The organism is Planococcus citreus (assembly GCF_003664125.1).
GTDB lineage: Bacteria > Bacillota > Bacilli > Bacillales_A > Planococcaceae > Planococcus > Planococcus citreus.
The window spans coordinates 539,294-561,272 of the sequence record NZ_RCCP01000001.1 but is presented as its reverse complement, the minus strand read 5'-3'; the positions used below and the strand labels follow the sequence as shown (position 1 = coordinate 561,272).

Here is a 21,979-nt window from a genome sequence, read left to right as displayed (position 1 = left end):
GCTTTATGGGCGCTTTTTTAATAAAAGACATCATGTTATTGCTCCGCGACCGTTCCGAACTATTGATACTTTTAGCGATGCCTTTTTTACTCATTGCAATTCTCGGCTTTTCACTGCGCGGCATTTTTTCAGGGGATTTGGAAGCTTTGGAAATGGACATTGCGCTTGTATCACAAGGGGACGAAGCGCAGGCAGTGGCATCGCTTCAAAACGAAATCGAGGAAATGGGGCTGCCGCCTGGAGAAACACAAGCGCTGAAACAGGCGGCTGAATCGGCCAGTCCGCAAACGATGCTCGTCTCCCTTCTGGAAGATGAGAGTTTGAGCGAATTGGTAACGATTGAACGGATGAGCCGGGCAGAGGCGCAAGAAAGCCTGGATGAAGAAACGGTGGATGCGGTCATTACCTTGCCGCAAGGGTTTACAGAAGATTCCCTGAGAAATATGCTGTTTGGCGAAAGCAAAAGCGGCGAACTGGAATTGCTGGTAGCGGATTTATCATCTCCGCAAACAGATGTTCTCAAGTCCATCCTCAACGAATTTGTGCGCACCGTAAATTTTGAAGCATCGATTTCCAGGCTGTCGGGACAACAATCGGCAACGGAAGTGTTTGGCGGCATCGAAACGATCACTGCACGTCAGCCGATCACTTCGTTTCAATACTATACGATCGGCATGGCCGTCATGTTTGTGTTGTTTGTCGGGTCCACAATTGCCGGACAGGCGAATCTTGAACAAAAGCAAATGGTTTTCGACCGGATCCGTTTGTCGAACCGGCCGCCGCTGCTGTATTTGAGCAGCAAGGCCATCGCTGCAGCGGCAATTGTCTCGGTGCAGCTTACTTTATTGTTCGGCTTGTCGGCGTTGTTGTTCCAGGCATTTGCAGCGGATTCTTGGGCTTTTTGGTCGGGGATCGCCATCATTTCCATCGTACTGGCATTATCGGTCGGTTGCCTCGCAGCTCTGATGGTCGCTATAACCTTGAGACTTGAAAGCGATGCCGTGCCAGCGATTTTCTCAGGCGGTGTCATTTCCCTAATGGCGTTTGTCGGCGGCAGTTTTATGCCGCTTGACGGCATGCCCGAAATGCTTCGGGCGATCGGCAATTGGACCCCGAACGGAGCGGCGCTGTCCGCCTATTTTTCCTGGCTGTTAGAACCTGAGCTCGGCCAATTGACAGGTCCGCTCTTGCGGATTGCGGTCGTAGCAGTAATCTTCTTGCTATTGGCACTCGCCATATTTCCGAGAAAGGGGGGAGCGGCATGAAAGCTGTATTCTTACTGCAATGGCGCCGTTTTTACCGAAAACCCCTGCTCGTGTTGGCGATGTTCGGGCTTACCGTCATTTTCGTCTCTGTTACAGCGGCAGGCGGGCAAAGCGGGCCGCAAATGATTCCCGTCTATGCGGATAAATCAATGAACAATCAGCAAGCACAAACTTGGATTGAACGTTTGAACGGCGGAGAACAATTCCAGTTTGAATTAATGTCCGAATCCGAAGCCCGTTCATATGTAGCGGAAGGAGACGTCTCCCAAGCCGTCAATTTGCTTGAAGCTGATTACCGTTTGCTTGTCGGCAGGGAAGATCCGGCGCGTTTTGCCTTGGATTCGTTCCTGAGACGCATCTATTCAGAAGAATTGCGTCTCGAAAATGCGGAGCAAACGACACCAGGAATCAGGTCGGAAATGGAGTCGGCCTTGTCTGAACCGGCGTTAACGCTATCAGTTGAATCGCTGCAAGGCGAGGAAGACAGTTTTCAATACAATGGGCAGCTTCAGCTATTGTTTGGCATGACCTTGTTCTTTGTCATCTATACGATCATGTTCAGCCTGGTACGCATCGTGGATGAAAAGAGGACAGGGACCTGGAGCCGGATGATCATTTCGCCGGTCCGCAAATGGCAGATGTATCTTGGCCATCTGGGCTATAGTTTTTTGATCGGTTTTTCCCAGATTACGCTTATTTTCCTATTGTTCCGCTTTGCGTTCGGCTTTGAGCTAGGGGATCGATTCTGGCTATTGATCGCCATTGCGGCATGCTACACATTTTCCATCGTCGCACTCGGGCTGTTGATTATCTCGCTCATCACCAAACCGCAGCAGCTTGGTGCCGTCATTCCGATTGTCGCGACAGGAATGGCGATGGTGGGCGGGGCGTTCTGGCCGATTGAGCTGGTGACCAATGAAATCCTGCTCGCGGTCTCGAAAGCATTGCCCATCACGTACGGTTTGCAGGCGTTAACGAGTGTCGCCGTCTACGGAAACGGCCTGCAGGCGGTCGCGATTCCGTTATTGCTGTTGCTTGGTTTCGGCAGCATCTGCATGGCGATTGCCATCCGTTTGATGGAATGGCGCAGCGCTTCATAATAAAAAAAGAATCGCTATGTGCGATTCTTTTTTAAATAATTTCCCAATTACGTTCAGAGGCGAGTGTTCGCAGTCGCGGTTCGGGACGAACAGCGACGGGATTGCCGACAAGTTCCAGTACAGGTACATCTGACAGGCTGTCGCCGTAGGCATAGCTGTTTTTCCAATCGATTGCTTGATCGCCAAGTGCTTCCAAGATCTTTTCGGTTTTGAGCGGCCCCTGGATATGGATAACAGGTGTTCTGTGTGCAAGAATATCTGCTTCATAAGGAACTTCTGTACCGATGATTTTCTCAATCGGCAATTCCTTCGTTACGGCATGCAAGAGCGGCGTAAATGCGCCGGAGACGAGCATGCAATAGTCTTCGTTGGAGACGTGCTGCTTTAGGCGCTCGACGACTTCGTGGTTGAAATCATCGTGCATGAGTTCGGCGATTTCGCCGAAGTATTCTTCCAGTTCTTGTTTGGAAAAAGTCTCGAGTGCGGCGAGGTAGGCCTGGACGGAACGAGCCCTCATTTTCGCTTCCGGGTAGATTTTCAGTTTATGGCCGATATATGGCGGCATGATGGCACGGTAAAATTTACGGTATCTGCGGCTGTGGATCGGGTGGTTCTTTAAATGGTTCATCATCAATTGAAATGTCTCTTTTGCATATAAAGTGCCATCGAAATCGAATATGGCGACGCGCATAGAATCCCTCCACTTTCATTTTCCTGCTGTTTCCATCATAGCGGAAACCTCCAGTTTTCACCAAGTATGTTTAGCCCTTTTCTTCACGAGGGTATGGAAAAGAAACGATGAAGCTGGAGGGGTAGACATGGCAAAGCAACGAATCACGGTCGGATATGTGGAATTGACGCAAGACGAATCGGACCGCCTGTTTGAAAAAGTGAAAGAATCGAGAGGCATCGACTCATACGGAGAACTCCAAAGTTTGATGGAAGACTACGATGCGACTGTCGAAGAGCCGGTCAAGCAACCGCTCAAGGAAGTGCTCGATGAAGAGGAAGCACCGGAAGAACCTGCGCAGCAAGGCATGCGTTATATCAATATTTTCAACGCTATCGAAGCTGATGAAAGCTACCGCATTGAAGCATCAAACCAGGAATGAACGATAGAAAAGGGAGATCCGATTATGGATCTCCCTTCTTTATTGTCTATTCGTCTTTATTCGCGATGCAGCGTTCGCATTCGTAGATGATCGATTCGCGGCGTTCCTTGATTTCACAACCGCATTCCCGGCATTCTTTACGTGTACGCGTCTCAAATGTTTGCATGTTTTTCATAGTGATCTCCTCCAGTTATTAGGTTAGTTTTTCGTACCCTGGCAGCGTCAAGAATTCAGCAAAATCACTTTGCAACGTGAGACTTGTATACAACTCGCGGGCTTCCGCGTAGTGTCCGGTGTTATAGCGTTCTTCGCCGACCGTTTGTTTGATCAACGCATCTTCTTGTTCGATGATTTCGTGGAACAAGCTGACGTCGACGTTGCGGCCATCATCCAGTACGCCTTTCGGATGGCGAATCCATTGCCACACTTGGGAGCGGGAAATTTCCGCTGTCGCCGCATCTTCCATCAAATTATTGATCGGTGCAGCCCCGTTTCCGGAGAGCCAAGAGGCGATGTACTGGATGCCGACCGAGATATTGGAGCGGAGGCCTTGTTCAGTGATCGAGCCTTCCGGAACTTCGACCAGCTGCTCTGCGGTCACGTGGACATCGTCGCGCTGTTTGTCGATTTGGTTCGGCGTTGGCATGTATTTGTCGAATTGCTCCATCGCCGTCTGGACCATGCCTGGATGGGCGACCCACGTGCCATCATGTCCATCCGTCACTTCACGGCGTTTGTCTTCGACAACTTTGTTGAAAGCGGCCGTGTTTGCTTGGTCATCGCCCTTGACCGGGATTTGTGCAGCCATGCCACCCATCGCCGGAGCGCCTCTTCGGTGGCAGGTTTTGATGCATAGCGAGGTATAGGCTTTCATGAATGGAACCGTCATCGTTACTTGGGAGCGGTCCGGGAAAATGTATTCCGGATTGTTGCGCATCCGCTTGATGACAGAGAAGATGTAATCCCAGCGGCCGCAGTTGAGTCCCGCAGAATGGTCGCGCAGTTCGTAAAGGATTTCGTCCATTTCGAATGCTGCCATGATCGTCTCAATCAACACCGTCGCCCGGATCGTGCCTTGCGGAATGCCGAGCTCATCTTGTGCAAAGATGAACACGTCGTTCCAAAGTCGGGCTTCCAGGTGGCTCTCAAGCTTCGGCAAATAGAAGTAAGGGCCAGTGCCGCGGTCAATCAGTTCTTTCGCATTATGGAAAAAGTAAAGTCCGAAATCGACAAGGCTGCCGGAAGTCGGCTTTCCATCGATGAGAAGGTTCTTCTCCGGCAAATGCCAGCCGCGCGGGCGGACCATCAAGACGGCAGTTTTTTCGTTGAGCGCATATTTCTTGCCGGTTTCAGGCATTTCAAAATCGATTTGCCGGCGAATTGCATCACGCAAATTGACTTGTCCGTCGATGACGTTGTACCAGCTTGGCGCTGTCGCGTCTTCGAGGTCCGCCATGAACATCTTCGCGCCGGAGTTCAGCGCGTTGATGAGCATTTTGCGGTTGGTCGGGCCGGTGATTTCCACTCGGCGGTCTTTCATATCTTCCGGAAGGGGGGCGATCTTCCAGTCCCCTTCACGGATTTCTTTCGTTTCAGGAAGGAAGTCTAGCTTCTTGCCGCTATCGAGTTCTTGTTGGCGCACCTGGCGTTTTTCCAGAAGTTCGATCCGACGCTTGTCGAAACGAGTGTGCAGCTTCTCAATGAACTCCAGCGCTTCAGGAGTCAGGATCTCCTCCATGCCTGGAACTGCTTCACCTGTAATCTGTACATTCGATTTCGTCAGCAATCAAATCACCCTTTCACTGTCTGGAATTGTTCGGTTTCAGTCGAGCCTTTCATCGCCGTCGTTGAACTAGTTCCGCCGGAAACGATTTGTGAGATCTCATCGAAGTAGCTTGTGCCCACTTCGCGCTGGTGGCGAGTTGCTGTGTAGCCTTTTGATTCTGAAGCGAATTCAGCTTGCTGCAATTTCGAGTAAGCAGCCATGCCGTTGTCTTTGTAGTCGTAAGCCAGTTCGAACATGCTGTGGTTGAGTGCATGGAATCCTGCAAGTGTAACGAATTGGAATTTATAACCCATCTTGCCAAGTTCAACTTGGTATTTCGCGATGGTTTCCTCGTCAAGCTTCGCAGCCCAGTTGAATGAAGGCGAGCAGTTGTACGCAAGCATCTTGCCCGGGAACTGTGCATGGATGGCATCAGCGAATTGCTGTGCTTCTTCCAAGTTCGGGTGGGACGTTTCGCACCAGATCAAGTCAGCGTATGGTGCGTAAGCAAGGCCGCGGGCGATTGCCTGGTCGATGCCTGGGTTTGTGCGGTAGAAGCCTTCCGGTGTGCGTTCGCCGGTGATGAACTGGTGGTCGCGCTCATCGATATCGCTTGTGATCAAGTCTGCTGCATCTGCATCCGTACGTGCGATGATGAGTGTCGGAACGCCCATGACGTCAGCTGCAAGTCTAGCAGAGACAAGATTTTTCACTGCGTTTTGAGTCGGAAGCAATACTTTCCCGCCCAAGTGTCCACATTTTTTCTCGGAAGCGAGTTGATCTTCAAAGTGAACGCCAGCTGCGCCAGCTTCGATCATTGACTTCATCAATTCGTATACGTTAAGGGGGCCGCCAAATCCAGCTTCAGCATCTGCGACGATCGGTGCGAACCAGTCGAAGCCTTCTGTGTTTTCGACACTGTCGATTTGGTCTGCACGCTGCAATGCACGGTTGATTTTGCGGACAACATCCGGAACCGAGTTAACCGGGTACAAGCTTTGGTCAGGATACATTTGGCCTGCGGAGTTTGCGTCCGCTGCTACTTGCCAGCCGCTCAAGTAAATCGCCTGGAGTCCTGCTTTTACTTGCTGGACTGCCTGGTTGCCAGTCAGTGCACCGAGTGCGTTGACAAAAGGCATTTCGTTAATCTGGCGGTAGAGGCGATCTGCACCGCGTTTCGCGAGTGTATGCTCGATCATGACTGATCCGCGGAGTTTGACAACATCTTCCGCTGTATATGGACGCTCGATGTTCTCCCAGCGTTTATCTTCCTGCCATGTTTTGTTCAGTTCCTCGATTTGCTGTTGTTTGTTTACCATTCCAACCATCCCTTTCCGGTGTAGAAATATTTTTAAAATCAACTGTATTAATACAGTTTGTTTTGATGTATATTAATATATAACAGAATATTCAGCCTGTCCTGAAAAAATGACAAAAGCCGATATAGGCGGATAAGAGGCGGAATATTCGGACGAATGGACTTGAAAGGGGAAATGGCTATGGCAAACACTGTATTGGAACAGGTAGGATTCATCATCGGGGACTGGATTCCGAAAGAGGCATCGATCGCGGTTGCAGCCGATAATCGGTATATCTACTATAAAGCCGGTGTCCACGATCTCTCCATTAAAGAAGGGCAGCCAGTATCATCCGGCACCATTGCGGCACGCGTTGCAAAAGAAGGCAGCAAAGTCGAGATGTATGTTGAAGAAGCTGTTCTTGGATCTGCTTATTACGGCATTGGCTACCCGATTACCATCGACAACCGAGATGCCGTGCTGGTCATCACTTTGCCGCCCGATTATGTGGTAGGGAGAAAAAAGCCGCTCGCCTTTTTGACAGGCAAGCAAGACGACAGTTGGCGGCCGATTCCCGTCGAGAAAGTATCCCATATCGAAAGCAGCCAAAAGAAAACCTGGTTCTATGCAGATGAAGATCCATATTGTTCGAGCCATACACTGAAGAACCTGAAAGAACAATTGCCCGATTATTTCCTGACCGTCCATCGTTCATTTATTGTCAACGTGCATTATATAGAAGAAATCGCAAAAGATGTCGCTTCGAATTATGTTTTGACTTTGCGTGACGGCTCGACGATTCCCGTCAGCCAAAACTACACAGCCGAAGTGCGCAGCCGCCTCGGATTTTAACAATTTTTACAATTCGTTCGGCAGGAAATGGGGGCGGCAAGTGGAATACACTATGCAGAACATAAAACGAGGGGAAAGGTGGAGGCTGATATGACAATCTGGCCTAAATCCAAGCTCGGCAATATATCTGTTGTCTTCACGGTCGTCCCGCTGCTATTGGCACTGCTCATCGCGCTTGCCGGTGCATTCCAGGAGTTGCCGCTGGCGTTCGGGGGGGAGATGTCCGATAACCTGCTCTTGTCGTTTCTGCTGCTGATGTCCCTTGCCTCTTTTGTCGTCGCGTTGGTCTCTGGCATTACTTCGATGTTGATCCGGAGGGAACGTTCCATGGCAGTCATTGCTTCGATTGTCGTCTCCATCGTCGCGCTCGTCGTTTCGTGGAATTGGTGGATATAAGTTTCTTCCATATAAAAAAGCCGTTGGAAAGCAACGGCTTTTTTGTTTGTGTATTTATTTTTCCTGTTCACTTCGTTGGTTTTTAAGTTTCTCGATAAGCTCTTCCTGGTCTTGTTCCACGTCTGATGTTGCAGGGATAAAAGGGCTTTCGTTGTAATCCATCCGTTTCCCATACCGCAGCATCTCGTAAATAATCATGCCGTTATTGGGCATGCCCCCTTGCATTTTCATCGGCACCACATCAAACAATAGGTAAAAAATAGCGTAGAAAATAAATCGATCCCAAAAAGTCATGAATGACTGTAGGACGCCATTAGCAAGGAGCGCATTGAGTGACAATGCCAGAACAAGCGTCATCATGATAGGGCTCCCATATAAAAAAATATAAGCGAATTTATTGTCTCTCTTCAATGAATCGTAAGAAAACCAACTGTACAATTGATAGTACTTGCGTACATCGAATATCCCGATTTTAAAAACACGCGGTCCTGAGCCGATCGTCAGCCTCGGATTTTTCACCCCGACAACGCCGCTGGCAATCAGATATCCCGTTTCCCTTATGAGAATCGTTAATGGCAGTATGATAAAAGCGGAAATCACGAGTGAAATAAAATCAGAAAAACCGAACATCGAATTCTCCTTTCTGTCTTTGTTAACAACAAAAAGTATATAAATAGGATTATTATGCAAAATAAAAACACCAAAAAGAAGCTTCCGCTCTCTTGGTGTTACTCCAGCTCAATTGTCTGGCTCACTCTACCGAATTATTAAAATATGGGACAATCAATCACTGGAAAAGGGGCGACATTCGCGCATGAACGATGGCCTGACCCTGTTATGGAGCAGAATTAATTCTATGGTTTTATGATAGCCATTGATGTAGGCGATGTCAAAATATCCAACACCTTATATTAAGGGGGAATGTAGCAATTGATGACTGCCCCATGGATAGAAGTCAGGAAAGTGAAAGATTTACATACGGTATAACGAAATGTGAAAATGCTGTAATAATAACAAATTAATGATTGTTATTTTTAATAAAAGGGTACTTAAGTAGTGGTGGATATAAAATAAAACAGGAAAGTAGGGAGGTAAAATGACTGAACTTCATTTGACACCTGTCCCTCCAGCCAACCAGAAAGAGCCACGAACGCCGAAAGGGAAGAAACGGCTATCTAAAGTTCTCTTATCATTTGCGCTAGTCTCATCCGCAGCAGCGGCAGGCCCTATCCTGTCACCCAGTGCAGCTACCGAAGTGGCCAGTTATTACATTGTCCAAAAAGGGGATACGTTCTACAGCATCGCGAAAAAGTATGGCTTGGTGGTGGAACAGCTGATGGCGGCGAACTTCACGACGAGCACGAAAATCATCGTTGGGCAAAAAATCGCCATCCCGCATAAAACCCAACCATGGTCCGGAAACCAGGAAGATTTAAATGCAAGAAATTATCAAGTGGTCAAAGGGGATACTTTATACTCCATTTCCAAACGAACAGGCGTGTCGATCGACAGCATTAAGAAAATGAACAATTTGACATCAGACTTGATCATGATCGGACAAGTCTTGACGCTGTACCCAGATGTCGGAGTAATTGAGCGGACTTCTGCAACGTACTATGTGAAGTCAGGCGATACGAAATACACGTTGCGAAATAAATTCGGCAACACCATCACTTTGCCCAGCGGAGAATTGCAAGTGCTCCAGCCGCTTAAAATCACTGGGAAAGTTCTTGAACTCACCACTGAAGAGCCATTCGGGCTGGCAGACGGCCGCGTGATCGAAGTGAAAGTCGGCAATGATTACTACGCGGTCAACCTTTACCAAGGTAACGAGCCCATCCAGCATCTGGCGGATCGCAATGATCTTAGGCTGACATTTACGGTCGTACGGGTCGGCGAACGCTATGAAATGGTTTCCTATGCGGTGCAAGAACTGGAATAGCAAATGGAGTAGGCGTTTGGACGGCTAGCGAAAAATCACCCCGAACTAATTGTCGGGGTGATTTTTTACGGTCGCGCATTGTATTTCATGCTTGTTGAAAGTTCTTCCCGGCATAAGAGGGCATCCCTATTTTTTCACAGACGAGAATCTCCCGCAGGAACAACGACTTTTTCGCGATGCAGCGGTCAATTATCGTGAACCCTGCTTGTTCGATCATATGGTCAATCGGTTCGATGGTGACGACAAGCAGTTTTTCGGTGACCGGCAAAGCGTGTTTCAGGATTTCCTGTTGTTCATCGGGGGTTGCGTGGGTGTACAGGTTATAGGGCATGTCGATGATGGCAACGTCATATTGCTCTGTAATGTCGGCAATCGCACCCAAGTCAACCGATCCAGATAAGCCGAAGTGCGCGATGTTTTCCCGCGAACCGTCAACGACGAGCGGATTGATATCCCGGCCGACGATGTCGATCCCCATCGATAAAGCTTCGACGAGCACCGTCCCGATTCCGCAGCAAGGGTCGATCGCTTTAACTCCCTTCGGATCCGGCACGGCAATATTGGCGATGGCGCGAGCGGTTTTCGTGCTGAGAGCAGTTGAGTATTCACGCGGTTTTTGCTGATGTTTGAACCAGACCGACTCGCTCAATTGATAGATGCCGAAATGCCAGCGGCCATTATATGGAATCAACCCAAATATGATATCGGGGTTGTGGACATCGGCTTTTCCTTTAATGACAAAGCCGATTTGGCGCTCCATGTCACGCTTTTCATCAAAATCCACTTGCTCAGCCGCCTCCAAGCCGTTGATTTTCGGAAAGATCACTTTAAATGTGGAATCCTCCATGTCCAATCCACCAGCCCGTTTTACAATATCCGCGAACTCGGCTTCTTCAAACAAGAGCTCGATTCGTTCCTTGATGAATGGGCTCCGGCTTGGAGCGATGTTGCGGCTGCTTTTGATGACTTTTCCGCCAGTGTCTTCACCGAAAAATGCGCGCATTTCCAATTGGCATAAATCCTTCTCGTCTTGATGATAAGCATAGGTATATATAAATCCGCCTGTTGGCGATAATGGTTTCAATTCATCCCGTCCTTCTTGAAGCTTGTTATCTTGAACAGTATACCAATTGTCTCGAATCAAAAGCGATAAAAGCGGATAATGGGCTTCCAAATGGTGAGTTAGTTTATGAAACAACAGAGACGCCACACCAAAGGAGGAATAACAGGAGTTGAGCAGAATTGTAAAGCTAGAAGAAACTGGAAACATCACTTTGGGGTTTCTAAATCAGTTGAAGGGGTGGACGGATGAAAAACATCGGTGTATTGCCGTCAATCGGCATGATCCTTATGGCGATCCTGTCATTCGCCAATTTTTCAGGAATCGAAATTGCGGGACTTGCCGTGATCATCGGCATCATTTTCTTTTTTATCATTAAACGGAGAGAAAAGCAGTCTTCGCATGAAAGTGGATTGGACCTCCGGAACGTGCGGCAGAATTTGAAATACAAAGGCATCTGGCTGTGGATCATTCTTCCGGTAGTGGTGAATTTGGTCAGCATCGGCATTGCCCTCGTTTTTTTGCCTGATTATCTCGTGCATGTCGTCGCGAGAACCGAAGCTTTTCTATCCTGGGATTTGCTGTTGCTGTTAGTTTTTCAATTAGCCTTTTTCGCCTTAGGGGAAGAGATTGCATGGCGTGCTTTTTTCCAAAATCAATTGGGCAAAGCGATGCCCATTCTTCCGGCATTGCTGCTATCGTCGTTGCTCTTTGCGCTCGGCCATGCCGTTTTAGGAGATGCGTCTATCGTTGTATATGATTTATTCTTTGTGTTCATCAATAGCTTGCTTTTCGGGATTGTCTTTTACAAAACAGGCAATGCCTGGATCAGCGCCATTTCACATTTTTTGGCGAATTTTTCGTCCGTAGTATTCTTTTTATGGGTTTATTGAGTTGATAGATGAATAGAAATCCCCGGCAACTTTGTGTAAATAAAGTTGCCGGGGATTTTTGGTGTGGATAAAAAAGATGATACATAAGCTGGCCTATAGCCTATTTTATTGCTGAAGATGATGGCCGCTATGCGAAGATCTTCCCGGGATTCAATAGATTGTCCGGGTCGAGCATCTGCTTCATGTTTTTGAAAAGAGCCAAGGCTTCGCCATGTTCACTTTCTTGGAATTTTTGCTTGCCGAGACCGACGCCGTGTTCCCCTGTGCAACTGCCGCCAAGTTCAATCGCACGGAACGCCAGCTGGTCGTTAATTCCGAAAGCCAATTGTTTTTGTTCAATGGATTCAGGGTCGTACACGATGCAGGTATGGAAATTGCCATCGCCGATATGGCCAAGCAGGCCGCCTTCCAATCCGCTCGCTTCGATCAGTTCACGGCCGTGTTCCAGAAGCTCCGGCAATTTGGAAATCGGTACGCAGACGTCGCCGCCCGTGACGGAAACGCCGGGTTGGTGGCGGTAGGCATAGGCCATTTCATGGCGTGCTTTCCAGATCGTGGCGCGTTCTTCAGCATCGGCGGCGACATGCCAATTTTGCGCACCCAAATCCTCCATGAGTTCCTCGGCGAGGCGGGCGTCTTCAATGGCCGACTGCGTCAGTCCGGCAAATTCATAGAACAGCGAATGTTTTTCAGGAAGCCCATAGCCACCGTATTCATTGACCTTTTTAATGCTCGGGGCATCGACGAATTCCATACGCTGCACCGGGATGCCCATCAATAGCACACTGTTCGCCGCTTCGGCACATTCGCGCGGCGTTTCGAAAGTGCACGATGCCGCAATGGTATGTTCCGGGATGGCGTGGAGCTTCAAGGTGATTTCGGTAATGATCCCAAGCGTTCCTTCTGAACCAACGAACAGACCGCCGATGGAATAACCGGAAGAACTTTTTTTTGCTTTCGTTCCGGTATGGATGATGCTGCCGTTTGCCAGCACGACTTCCATGTCCAGGATCTGGTCGCGCATGACGCCGTAGCGGACGGCGGTCGTGCCACTCGCGTTGGTCGCTGCCATGCCGCCGATCGATGCATCGGCACCGGGATCAATAGGAAACTGCAGGCCATGCCGGTTGATGCGCTGGTTCAAGGCGAGACGTGTAATGCCGGGCTGAACAGTCACGAGCAAGTCTTCGGGTGCAAAATGAAGCACTTGATTCATCCGTTCAAAATTAAGCGAAATGCCTTTTCTGATCGGTATGGCGGATCCTTCGAGACCAGAGCCGGCACCAAAAGCCGTGACCGGAATGTGATGGTCTTTCGCAATCAAGAGCACCGCCTGGACATCTTTTGTACTTTCGGGGAAACAGACCACGTCGGGTTCGACAGGTTGGTGATCGGATTCATCGTGGCTATGGCGATAGCGTTCGCCTTCGCTTGTGGATAATTGGCCGGGGTTCAAGCGGCCTGATAAGATTTTGATCCACTCGTCATTCGTTTTAATGGACATTTGAACAACTCCTTTTTTATTTATACAAGAGCATGCACTGGCTTTTTCTCGCGAGGTGGAACGGTAACTTAAAAGTATAGGTTCTTCAACGGAAAAAGGATATGTCTAAAATGTGAATTTATTCTGAAATTTATGTTTACAAATAAAAATGAGTATTCTATACTTTCTGTATACAGTATACACTGTGTAAGTTTTGGATGGGAAGGGAGGAATCATGAGAAAAATCGTCAAGCAGCCGACGCTGGCTGAACAGGCATACGAATCCATCAAGAAAATGATCATCAGCGGAGAATTGAAGCCGGGGGAAGAATTGCCGGAAGAAAAGCTCGCAGCTGAACTGGGCATCAGCCGGACGCCGCTGCGGGAGGCGCTGAAGAGACTCGCTGTTGATGCGCTTATCGAGTTGAGGAAAACGAAACCGGCGCTCGTCGCCAAATTTACCCACCAGGACGTCAAGGAAATCATGGAGCTCAGGAGATTGCTTGAGATTTACGGGATTGAAGGGTTGTCGAAAGCAGATCAACAGCATGTCTTAAAGGAATTGCGCTATGCCCATGAACGTCAATGGGAAGCGATTCAAGCGCATGATTTTGCGGAATTCATGGATTGGGATCAATGGTTCCACGACCAATTCTATGAATACCACCCGAACAAGCGCTTGCGTGAATTGATTCACGCAGTGAACACAGGGGGCAGCCGTGCGTTCTTGCTGTTGTCTAAAAAAGTATTCGATAGTGCCGTGATCGCCCACCAAGAACACGGTGCCATCATTGAAGCGTTGGAACAAGGGGATTTGGAGAAGACTAAAAAACACTTGGCTGCCCACCTCGACAATATCGAGGACAGGCTGCTGAAATACATTTCACAGGAGGAACTATGAAAAAACTTACAGGACTAATTTTACTTATGCTCGTATTGATCCTTGCCGCTTGCGGCCGGCCGGACAGCGGCAGTTCATCAGGCGACGAAGGCGGAGACGGCGAAACGTATACGATCCGCCTTGCCCATTTAGTGCCGGAAGAGCAATCATCCCATGTGGCAGCAGTCGATTTTAAAGAAAAACTGGAGTCCGAATCTGACGGACGCATTAAAGTCGAATTGTATCCAAATGGCCAGTTATATGGCTCTGACCGTGAAGCAATCGAAGCGGTTCAACTAGGCAATATCGAAATGACCATTCCAGCGGTTGCTGCGATGGCTTCATTCAACGAAAAGTTCCAGGTGTTCGATTTGCCGTTCTTGTTCAATAACAACGAAGCGGCATACAAAGCGCTTGATGGGGAGCTCGGCCAGGAATTGATGGCTGATTTGGAAAGCAATGGCTTGAAAGGGCTGGTCTTCGGCGAAAACGGCTTCCGCCACGTGTCCAATAACGAAGGGCCAATTGAAAAACCGGAAGATATGGAAGGCTTGAAGATGCGTACACTCGAGAGCCCGCTTCATACCGATACATTCAACGCATTCGGTGCCAATGCTTCGCCGTTTGCGTTCGGCGAATTGTACACGGCCTTGCAGCAAGGCACATATGATGCAATGGATTGCCCAATCTCGCTTTATTACACGAATAAATTCTATGAAGTGCAAGATTACCTGACGTTGACGGGCCATGTCTATGCAGCGACTTCTCTTCTCATGAACGATGATTTCTACAACGACTTGCCTGAGGATCTGCAGGAATTGTTAATGGAAGCATCTGAAGAATTCCGTGATCAACAACGTGAACTGGCACAACAGCAGGACACTGAGTTCATGGATCAGTTAGTGGCAGAAGGCATGCAGATTAACGACTTGACTGACGAACAACGCGACGCATTCCGCGAAGCGGCTGCACCGGTTTACGAAAAATACGAAGGCCAGATCGGGAAAGATTTGATCGACAGAGCACTTGAGGCGAATAACTAAGCAATGACAGATGAAAAATCAAGGACGTGGTTCCTTGATTTTTCTTTTTAGAAAGGAAGATTCTGATGATGAAGAAATTCGCGAAAGCAGAAGAAGCATTATTGGTGCTGACGCTTGTTGCGATGGTCGCCTTGATTTTCGGCCAAGTGGTGGGGCGCTATGTATTCTCCAACGCGCCGAGCTGGACGGAAGAAATGGCGCGTTATATCCATATTTTCCAGGTATGGATTGGCGCAAGCTATGCCGTGAAATTGCGTGAACATATTCGTGTTGAAGCATTCATTATCCGTTTTCATGGGCTTACGAGAAAGATCTTGGAAACCATCTCTTTAATGATTTGGTTTGCGATGGCGTTATTCCTAGCTTATTTTGGAACCCTTCTTGTCATGCAAAGTTTATCCAACGGCCAAGTGACACCAGCGATGCAATTGCCGATGTGGATACCGTTCCTGGCGATTCCGATCGGCGGCATCGGCATGTGCATCCGGTTGATTGTGCAATTGCGCCAAATTTGGAAAGGCGATTACGAAATGCATAAAGACGGGGGTGTTCAGGCATGACGATCGCCCTGTTATTCGGTACTTTGTTTGTCTGTTTATTGATTGGTGTGCCGATCGCCATCGCACTTGGCGTGTCTGCACTGACGGCTATTTATTTCGGTACGACGATGCCACTGAGCATCATTACGCAAAAAGCGTTTACTTCACTTGATTCATTCCCGCTGCTTGCGATTCCGTTCTTTATGCTTGCCGGAGTCCTGATGGGCAAGGGCGGCGTCTCGAAGCGCTTGTTGAATCTAGCGTCTGCCATGGTCGGCTGGATGACTGGCGGGCTCAGCATGGTGACGATTGTTGCCTGTATGTTCTTCGCTGCGATATCCGGTTCCGGTCCCGCAACTGTTGCGGCAATCGGTGGCTTCATGATTCCAGCGATGGTGGCACGGAAATACAGCGGTGGTTTTGCTTCTGCTATTGCGGCATCTGCCGGCTCGATCGGCGTCATGATTCCGCCGAGCATTCCGTTCGTTTTGTACGGCGTCATCGGCAGTGTTTCTGTCGGCAGCATGTTTTTGGCCGGTATTTTGCCGGGACTTCTTGTCGGTTCTGCGTTGATGCTGACGGCATATTTGATTTCGAAAAAGCGCGGCTATAAACCGGAACCCGGCAAAGAATCGGAGTTTCATTTAAAGGATGTCGGAAAAGCGTTTTGGGATGCTAAATGGGCATTGCTGATTCCCGTTATCATCCTTGGCGGCATCTACGGCGGGGTGTTCTCGCCGACAGAAGCGGCAGTTGTCGCGGTCGTATATGCCCTCATTATCGGGAAATTTGTTTATAAAGAACTTAGCTGGCAAGGCTTGTATGAAAGTTTCCGCGAAACGATTGTCATCAATGCGACGACGATGATCATCATCGGGTTATCGGTATCTTTCGCTTATTTCATGACGATCCAGCAAATACCGGGTGAGATTTCCGATTATTTAACGGCTTTATCGACCAATCCATTCGTTATTCTGCTCGCCATTAATGTATTATTGCTCGTAGTAGGAATGTTTATCGATACGATCTCGGCACTAGTCGTCCTGACGCCAATCCTGCTTCCAATCGTGACGGAAGTGGGCGTGGACCCTGTCCATTTCGGCGTCGTGCTCGTCGCGAACTTGGCGATCGGCTTTGTTACACCGCCACTCGGCGTCAATTTATTTGTGGCCTCGAGTGTGGGCGGCGTCAAGTTCGAGCGAATCGCTTATGCGGTCCTGCCATTCTTATTCACAATGATCATCTGTTTGCTGGTTATCACGTTCGTCCCGCAGCTTTCCCTATGGCTGCCAGGTCTTTATGAATAAGGGCTATTTCTAATTTAAGAAAGGTTGTTTTTTCTATGAGCATGACAATTAACAAACGGGCGGAGTCGATTGTCTTCTCAGGCATTCGCCAATTCGCCAACCAAATGGTGGATTATCCGGATGCGGTCAATTTGACGGTCGGCCAGCCGGATTTCCCGACGCCGGATGCGGTCAAGCAGGCAGGAATGGATGCCATCCGCAATAACCAAACCAATTACACGCATAACGCAGGCGTCTTGGAGTTGCGCAAAGCCATTCAATCTTTTTTCAAGGACAGCTACGGCTTGTCTTATCGGACAGAAGATGAAATCATTGTCACAAATGGTGCGAGCGAAGGCTTGGATTCCGTTTTCCGGACGATACTGGAAGAAGGCGATGAAGTCATCCTGCCGGCACCGACTTATTCCGGGTATGGGCCATTAGTGGAACTATGCGGCGGCAAAGTCGTCTACTTGGATACATCGGATACCGATTTTAAGCCCGAGCCACAAGCGCTTGAACAATTGATCAATGAGCGCACGAAGGCGGTATTGATGAACTTTCCGTCCAATCCGACAGGCGTCACGATGACGATGGATGAATTGTCCGCTTTAAAAGATGTCTTTGAACGCCACGAATTGTATATCGTGACTGATGAGATTTATAGCGAGAATACATTCGGCGGCACGCATTGCACATTTGCTTGCTTCGAGAGCTTGCGCGATAAAACGGTCCTCATCCATGGTTTGTCAAAATCCCATTCCATGACAGGATGGCGCATCGGCTATATACTTGGGCCAGCGAAACTCATGGAGCATGTGTTGAAAGTACATCAATACAACGCAATTTGCGCTTCTGCCCCGGCTCAATACGCCGCAATCGAAGCCTTGACGAATCAACGCCATGTGCCTGCGGAAATGAACAAAGCCTATATTGAACGGCGTGATTTCGTTTATGGGCGCCTGACGGACATGGGCATTGACGTCATCAAGCCGAACGGGGCTTTCTATATTTTCCCTTCGATTGAAAAGTTCGGGTTGCCTTCCTATGAATTTGCCATCCGCTTATTGAAAGAAGGCGGAGTGGCCGCTGTTCCGGGATCTGCTTTTACGGAATACGGCGAAGGATTCCTGCGCATTTCCTATGCTTACAGCATGTCTGTCCTGGAAGAGGGCATGGACCGTCTGGAGAAATTTATATCCACACTCCATACAACATAAGGCAATGGCAACAGCTTCGAACAGCCCGCGGCGGATTAATCGCACGGGCTGTTCGAAGCATTTATGGAGATAAAATGGTTCTTTTTGACACGACGATAACTAAACACCATAAGTTCAATTTAAAGGAAAAGGAAAGGGTTGGTCTACATGGAGCGTTTCTGGGATACACCGGAGAAATTGGAGGATTTGCTGTGCGAGCTGGTCAGCTGGGAAAGTATTTACCTGACGCAAGGAGAAGCGGAATTCCCGGTTAAATTAAAAGGTTTATTGGGTGAATTGGAGTATTTTAAACAGCACCCGGACCACTTAGAGCTCGGCGAAGTCAACTGGGGCCGAACGTTTTTGACGGCACTTTATAAACATGAAGACGCTGTGGATACGGTCGTTCTGATCAGCCATTTCGATACGGTGTCCACTGAGGATTACGGGGTTTTGCGCCCGCTGGCTTCAAATCCGCGCCTGTTGACACGTGCGCTCCATGACCGGAAGGAAATGCTCACTGAAGAAGCTTTGGCCGATTTGGAATCGGGCAATTATTTGTTCGGACGCGGCACGATGGATATGAAAGCGGGGCTCGCTTTGCATATGGCCTTGCTCGAAAAGGCATCGACGGAACAATGGCCGGTCAATCTGTTGCTGTTGACGGTGCCGGATGAGGAAGTCAATTCCAATGGCATGCGTCATGCCGTCCCGTTTCTCCTGGAACTGGCCGAAACGCATCAGCTCGATTATTCTTTATTCTTGAACGGCGAACCGGTATTTGCCCAGGACCCAAAAGAAAGCGATTTTAAAGTCTACAGCGGAAGTATCGGGAAAATCATGCCGAGCGCCTTATTTTACGGGAAAGAAACACATGTCGGCGAACCGCTCAGCGGGCTGACTTCGAATTATATGGCTTCGTATTTGACCCAGGAAATGAGCTGGAACCCGAAATTCCGTGAAACGCTTTACGGTGAAACATCGCCGCTTCCGGTAACGGTCTTGCAGCGCGACGTTAAAATGGAATACTCCGCGCAGACACCGTATCGCGCGGTTTCCATGTACAATGTTTTCCTGCTCGAACGCAATGCGGAAGAAACGATGCAAATGTTTGAAGAAACGGCTCGTGAAGCATTGGCTAAAATGAGCCGTGATTACGTCGAGATGTGCAAACGTGAAGGAATCGAGCCGGTCAACGAAGTGAAAGTTTTCCGCTTTGAAGAGCTGAAGGAATATGCGCTTGAAAAATTGGGCGAGAAAACGGTTGAGCAGATCATGTCGAATGTGACAGAGGATGTGGACCACGATGTGCGGGAGCAATCCCATGCCATCACCGATCAATTGTTGATTCAATGCCATGAACTGACGCCTGCGGTCATCTTGCTGTTTGCACCGCCCTATTATCCGCCAGTCAATTCAAGCGATTCCAAGCTTGTCCAGAAATGCATTCAGCAAGTACAAGAAACGGCGTTAGAGCGCTTTGGCCTGGAAGTGAAGCAAGGCCATTATTTCAACGGCATTTCCGATTTAAGTTACGTCAATTTCCAGGACCAAAACGAAGGCTGGCAGACTTATGAACAAAACACGCCTGTTTACGGCAGAAGCTACAGCGTCCCATTTGATGCGATGAAAAAGCTTCAGGCACCGGTATTGAATGTTGGGCCATTCGGGCGGGATGCGCATCAGCGCACGGAGCGTTTGAACCGCAAGAGTGCATTCGAGGAACTTCCTGTACTGCTGGAAGATTTGCTGCTGACTCAGTTCACGCCGGTATTGTCGAATAAACAAGCATAACTGGAAGCACGCGGGGTAAAGAAGGACAAAAGGAGCTGATCGAAATGAAAGAAGCACAGTTTTTTCATTTTGAAGATGATGGCACCATCCCGAATAATCCCGGGCTTCCAGTAGTTTTCTATCCCGCTGCATTCAGCGGAAAGACAGAGCGAATCGAACAGGCTTTTCAGCAGCATGGCTGGGGCAATACGTGGCAAGGCGGTGTATTCGATTTTCACCATTTCCACAGCAACACACACGAAGCACTCGGTGTAGTGAGTGGGTCGGCGCGCCTGCAATTGGGGGGCGAAAGTGGAAAAGAAGTGGAAGTGGCAGCAGGGGATGTCTGCGTTTTACCGGCGGGGACAGGCCATAAACGTCTATCGGCAAGCGATGACTTCCGTATCGTAGGGGCATATCCCAGGGGTGTGGAATACAACCTGAAAACCGGGGAGCCTGATGAACGCCCGTATGTGCTGGAAGATATCCACAATACGCCGCTTCCGAAGACCGACCCTGTTTACGGCGACGAAGGGCCATTGCTTTCGGAATGGAATGCTTGAGGTTGCATAACAAAAAGACGAAGCGCAAGGTGATGACCTCGCGCTTCGTCCTTTTTGTTTAGGAAATTTACTGGCCGACAAGCGCCGGTGCGAAAAATTCCTTGTATAGTTCATTGAGGATTTTTCCTTCGTCTTCTTTCAGGATGCCGAATACCAAGCTGACTTCGGAAGACCCTTGGTTAATCATTTCAATATTGACGTTGGTGCGCGCAAATGCAGCGGCTGCACGGGCAGTCAGGCCTTTATTATTGTTCATGCCTTCGCCCACCAAGACGACCATCGAGAAATCATTGCGGATGTGGACATCATCTGCTTGGAGTTCATTTTTCACTCGTTCGATGATGCGCTGTTCTTTTTCATCATCGAGCTGATGGCTTCTGAGGATAACCGATAGATTATCGATGCCGGATGGGATGTGTTCATAGGAGATTTCTTCTTCTTCCAAAATTTGCAGAAGTTTGCGGCCGAATCCGACTTCGCGGTTCATCAAATACTTGCCGACATACAAAGTGGAGAAGCCGCTGTCTGCGGAAATCCCGGTAACAGGGCGCGGGGAGTCGGCGCGTTCCGCGACGATCATCGTGCCTGGCGCTGATGGATTGTTGGTGTTGCGGATGCACAACGGCACGGACGCCCGGTATGCAGGCATCAAGGCTTCATCATGAAGAACGGCAAATCCAGCGTAGGACAGCTCGCGCATTTCACGGTACGTCATTTGCTCGATTTCCACTGGATTATCCACGACTTGCGGATTGGCGGCAAACACACAGTCAACGTCGGTAAAGTTCTCATAAAGCTCAGCCTTGACTGCAGCTGCTAGGATCGATCCCGTAATGTCGGAGCCTCCGCGGTCAAATGTCCGGAGCATGCCGTCTTTTGTGTAAGCAAAAAATCCGGGGAACACGGTAATTGACGGCTTGTCGCTCAAAGCGGCAAGCTGGCTGTAAGATTCCGGCAAAGCTTGTGCGCGTTCTGGCGGATCATTGACGAATAAGCCGGCTGTATGTGGATTGACGTATTCCGCTTGCATTCCGATGGAAGTGAAATAAGCAGCGATCAATTTCGCTGAATTGTCTTCCCCTGCCGCTTTGATCGAGTCGATATACAAATCATGCTGGCCGCTGTCTGCACGGAGGCGGTCTGAGAGATCGGCACGGATGATGTCGATGATATCCCGGTCGAGACCGAGTTCATCTGCGATTTCCGTGTAACGGTCGATGACTGCCTGCAAGGGCTGCTGGATGGATTCGCCCATTAATGCGGCGGATGCGAGACGGATGAGCAGGTCGGTCACTTTTACATCTCCACTATGGCGTTTGCCTGGAGCTGAGACGACCACAATCCGGCGTGCCGGGTCCGCTTTGATGATGCTTGCGACTTTTCTGATTTGCTGCGCGCTAGCGACTGAAGTTCCACCGAATTTGCATACTTTCATCCTATCAAGTCCCATCTTTTTTAATAGTCTGTGAAAAGGGTTGTTTTCACCAAAATATAATACTATAATGTCTCTATGACAAAAACAGCTGTTTT

22 protein-coding genes are annotated in these 21,979 nt (G+C 49.0%); 14 read left to right on the top strand and 8 right to left on the bottom strand.

From position 1 onward, the window contains the following. Nucleotides 1–5: 5 nt before the first annotated feature. Complete coding sequence (locus DFR62_RS02880; RefSeq protein WP_121297944.1) at nt 6–1,265, top strand: ABC transporter permease; 1,260 nt, start codon at nt 6–8, stop codon at nt 1,263–1,265. Next, the gene (locus DFR62_RS02875; protein WP_121297943.1) at nt 1,262–2,365 is read left to right on the top strand and encodes an ABC transporter permease; all 1,104 of its coding nucleotides are present in this window, start codon (nt 1,262–1,264) and stop codon (nt 2,363–2,365) included. Before DFR62_RS02880 ends, DFR62_RS02875 begins: the two co-directional genes overlap by 4 nt. Before the next feature lie 31 nt (nt 2,366–2,396). Here the strand turns inward: DFR62_RS02875 and DFR62_RS02870 are convergent, their stop codons facing one another. Further along, a complete protein-coding gene (locus DFR62_RS02870; protein WP_058383315.1) occupies nt 2,397–3,056 on the bottom strand; it encodes an HAD family hydrolase in 660 nt (219 codons plus the stop codon). A 127-nt stretch (nt 3,057–3,183) separates the two neighbouring features. Between DFR62_RS02870 and DFR62_RS02865 the strand changes: the two genes are divergently transcribed. Then, a complete protein-coding gene (locus DFR62_RS02865; RefSeq protein ID WP_058383316.1) occupies nt 3,184–3,477 on the top strand; it encodes a hypothetical protein in 294 nt (97 codons plus the stop codon). Between the two features lie 46 nt (nt 3,478–3,523). Here DFR62_RS02865 and DFR62_RS17460 read toward each other — a convergent pair whose 3' ends face one another. From DFR62_RS17460 to aceA, 3 genes are read right to left on the bottom strand one after another with little or no spacing between them, the layout of a single operon-like run. Next, the gene (locus DFR62_RS17460) at nt 3,524–3,652 is read right to left on the bottom strand and encodes a YhfH family protein (RefSeq protein WP_194098862.1); all 129 of its coding nucleotides are present in this window, start codon (nt 3,650–3,652) and stop codon (nt 3,524–3,526) included. A gap of 18 nt (nt 3,653–3,670) precedes the next feature. After that, complete coding sequence (aceB, locus tag DFR62_RS02860; RefSeq protein ID WP_121297942.1) at nt 3,671–5,263, bottom strand: malate synthase A; 1,593 nt, start codon at nt 5,261–5,263, stop codon at nt 3,671–3,673. 5 nt (nt 5,264–5,268) lie between these two features. Beyond that, entirely contained in the window at nt 5,269–6,561 is a 1,293-nt protein-coding gene (gene aceA, locus DFR62_RS02855; RefSeq protein WP_121297941.1) for an isocitrate lyase, read from the bottom strand. 180 nt (nt 6,562–6,741) lie between these two features. Here aceA and DFR62_RS02850 point away from each other — a divergent pair, with 180 nt between their 5' ends. Together DFR62_RS02850 and DFR62_RS02845 are read left to right on the top strand one after the other, a co-directional pair. Then, a complete protein-coding gene (locus DFR62_RS02850; protein WP_121299462.1) occupies nt 6,742–7,392 on the top strand; it encodes a LytTR family DNA-binding domain-containing protein in 651 nt (216 codons plus the stop codon). Between the two features lie 90 nt (nt 7,393–7,482). Then, on the top strand, nt 7,483–7,788 hold the full coding sequence (locus DFR62_RS02845) for a hypothetical protein (protein ID WP_121297939.1): 306 nt from the start codon (nt 7,483–7,485) through the stop codon (nt 7,786–7,788). A 54-nt stretch (nt 7,789–7,842) separates the two neighbouring features. Here DFR62_RS02845 and DFR62_RS02840 read toward each other — a convergent pair whose 3' ends face one another. Further along, nucleotides 7,843–8,418, bottom strand: a complete 576-nt coding sequence (locus DFR62_RS02840; RefSeq protein WP_121297938.1) for a hypothetical protein — start codon at nt 8,416–8,418, stop codon at nt 7,843–7,845. A 466-nt stretch (nt 8,419–8,884) separates the two neighbouring features. Between DFR62_RS02840 and DFR62_RS02835 the strand changes: the two genes are divergently transcribed. After that, nucleotides 8,885–9,730 (top strand): LysM peptidoglycan-binding domain-containing protein, encoded by an 846-nt coding sequence (locus tag DFR62_RS02835; RefSeq protein ID WP_121297937.1) that lies wholly within the window; start codon nt 8,885–8,887, stop codon nt 9,728–9,730. Nucleotides 9,731–9,815: 85 nt separating this feature from the next. Here the strand turns inward: DFR62_RS02835 and DFR62_RS02830 are convergent, their stop codons facing one another. Then, entirely contained in the window at nt 9,816–10,814 is a 999-nt protein-coding gene (locus DFR62_RS02830) for a TRM11 family SAM-dependent methyltransferase (RefSeq protein WP_121299460.1), read from the bottom strand. Between the two features lie 224 nt (nt 10,815–11,038). Between DFR62_RS02830 and DFR62_RS02825 the strand changes: the two genes are divergently transcribed. Beyond that, on the top strand, nt 11,039–11,683 hold the full coding sequence (locus DFR62_RS02825; RefSeq protein ID WP_121297936.1) for a CPBP family intramembrane glutamic endopeptidase: 645 nt from the start codon (nt 11,039–11,041) through the stop codon (nt 11,681–11,683). A 127-nt stretch (nt 11,684–11,810) separates the two neighbouring features. On the opposite strand, the gene DFR62_RS02820 is transcribed toward DFR62_RS02825, so the two are convergent. Continuing rightward, the gene (locus tag DFR62_RS02820) at nt 11,811–13,187 is read right to left on the bottom strand and encodes an FAD-binding oxidoreductase (protein ID WP_121297935.1); all 1,377 of its coding nucleotides are present in this window, start codon (nt 13,185–13,187) and stop codon (nt 11,811–11,813) included. A gap of 214 nt (nt 13,188–13,401) precedes the next feature. Between DFR62_RS02820 and DFR62_RS02815 the strand changes: the two genes are divergently transcribed. From DFR62_RS02815 to DFR62_RS02785, 7 genes are all read left to right on the top strand, one after another. Next, entirely contained in the window at nt 13,402–14,067 is a 666-nt protein-coding gene (locus DFR62_RS02815) for a GntR family transcriptional regulator (RefSeq protein WP_121297934.1), read from the top strand. Next, complete coding sequence (locus DFR62_RS02810; RefSeq protein ID WP_121297933.1) at nt 14,064–15,089, top strand: TRAP transporter substrate-binding protein; 1,026 nt, start codon at nt 14,064–14,066, stop codon at nt 15,087–15,089. Before DFR62_RS02815 ends, DFR62_RS02810 begins: the two co-directional genes overlap by 4 nt. Before the next feature lie 65 nt (nt 15,090–15,154). Further along, nucleotides 15,155–15,649 carry a TRAP transporter small permease gene (locus DFR62_RS02805; RefSeq protein WP_121297932.1) on the top strand — a complete coding sequence of 165 codons (495 nt, stop codon included), beginning with the start codon at nt 15,155–15,157 and terminating at the stop codon, nt 15,647–15,649. Next, nucleotides 15,646–16,935: a TRAP transporter large permease gene (locus DFR62_RS02800; RefSeq protein ID WP_121297931.1), complete on the top strand. Its 1,290-nt coding sequence runs from the start codon at nt 15,646–15,648 to the stop codon at nt 16,933–16,935. The genes DFR62_RS02805 and DFR62_RS02800 overlap by 4 nt, the downstream gene beginning before the upstream one ends. 35 nt (nt 16,936–16,970) lie before the next feature. After that, the gene (locus DFR62_RS02795; protein WP_121297930.1) at nt 16,971–18,134 is read left to right on the top strand and encodes an aminotransferase class I/II-fold pyridoxal phosphate-dependent enzyme; all 1,164 of its coding nucleotides are present in this window, start codon (nt 16,971–16,973) and stop codon (nt 18,132–18,134) included. 147 nt (nt 18,135–18,281) lie between these two features. Then, on the top strand, nt 18,282–19,907 hold the full coding sequence (locus DFR62_RS02790; protein ID WP_121297929.1) for a M20/M25/M40 family metallo-hydrolase: 1,626 nt from the start codon (nt 18,282–18,284) through the stop codon (nt 19,905–19,907). Nucleotides 19,908–19,951: 44 nt separating this feature from the next. Continuing rightward, nucleotides 19,952–20,449, top strand: a complete 498-nt coding sequence (locus DFR62_RS02785) for a cupin domain-containing protein (RefSeq protein ID WP_121297928.1) — start codon at nt 19,952–19,954, stop codon at nt 20,447–20,449. 67 nt (nt 20,450–20,516) lie between these two features. On the opposite strand, the gene DFR62_RS02780 is transcribed toward DFR62_RS02785, so the two are convergent. Beyond that, entirely contained in the window at nt 20,517–21,884 is a 1,368-nt protein-coding gene (locus tag DFR62_RS02780) for an aspartate kinase (RefSeq protein ID WP_121297927.1), read from the bottom strand. Between the last annotated feature and the right edge of the window lie 95 nt (nt 21,885–21,979).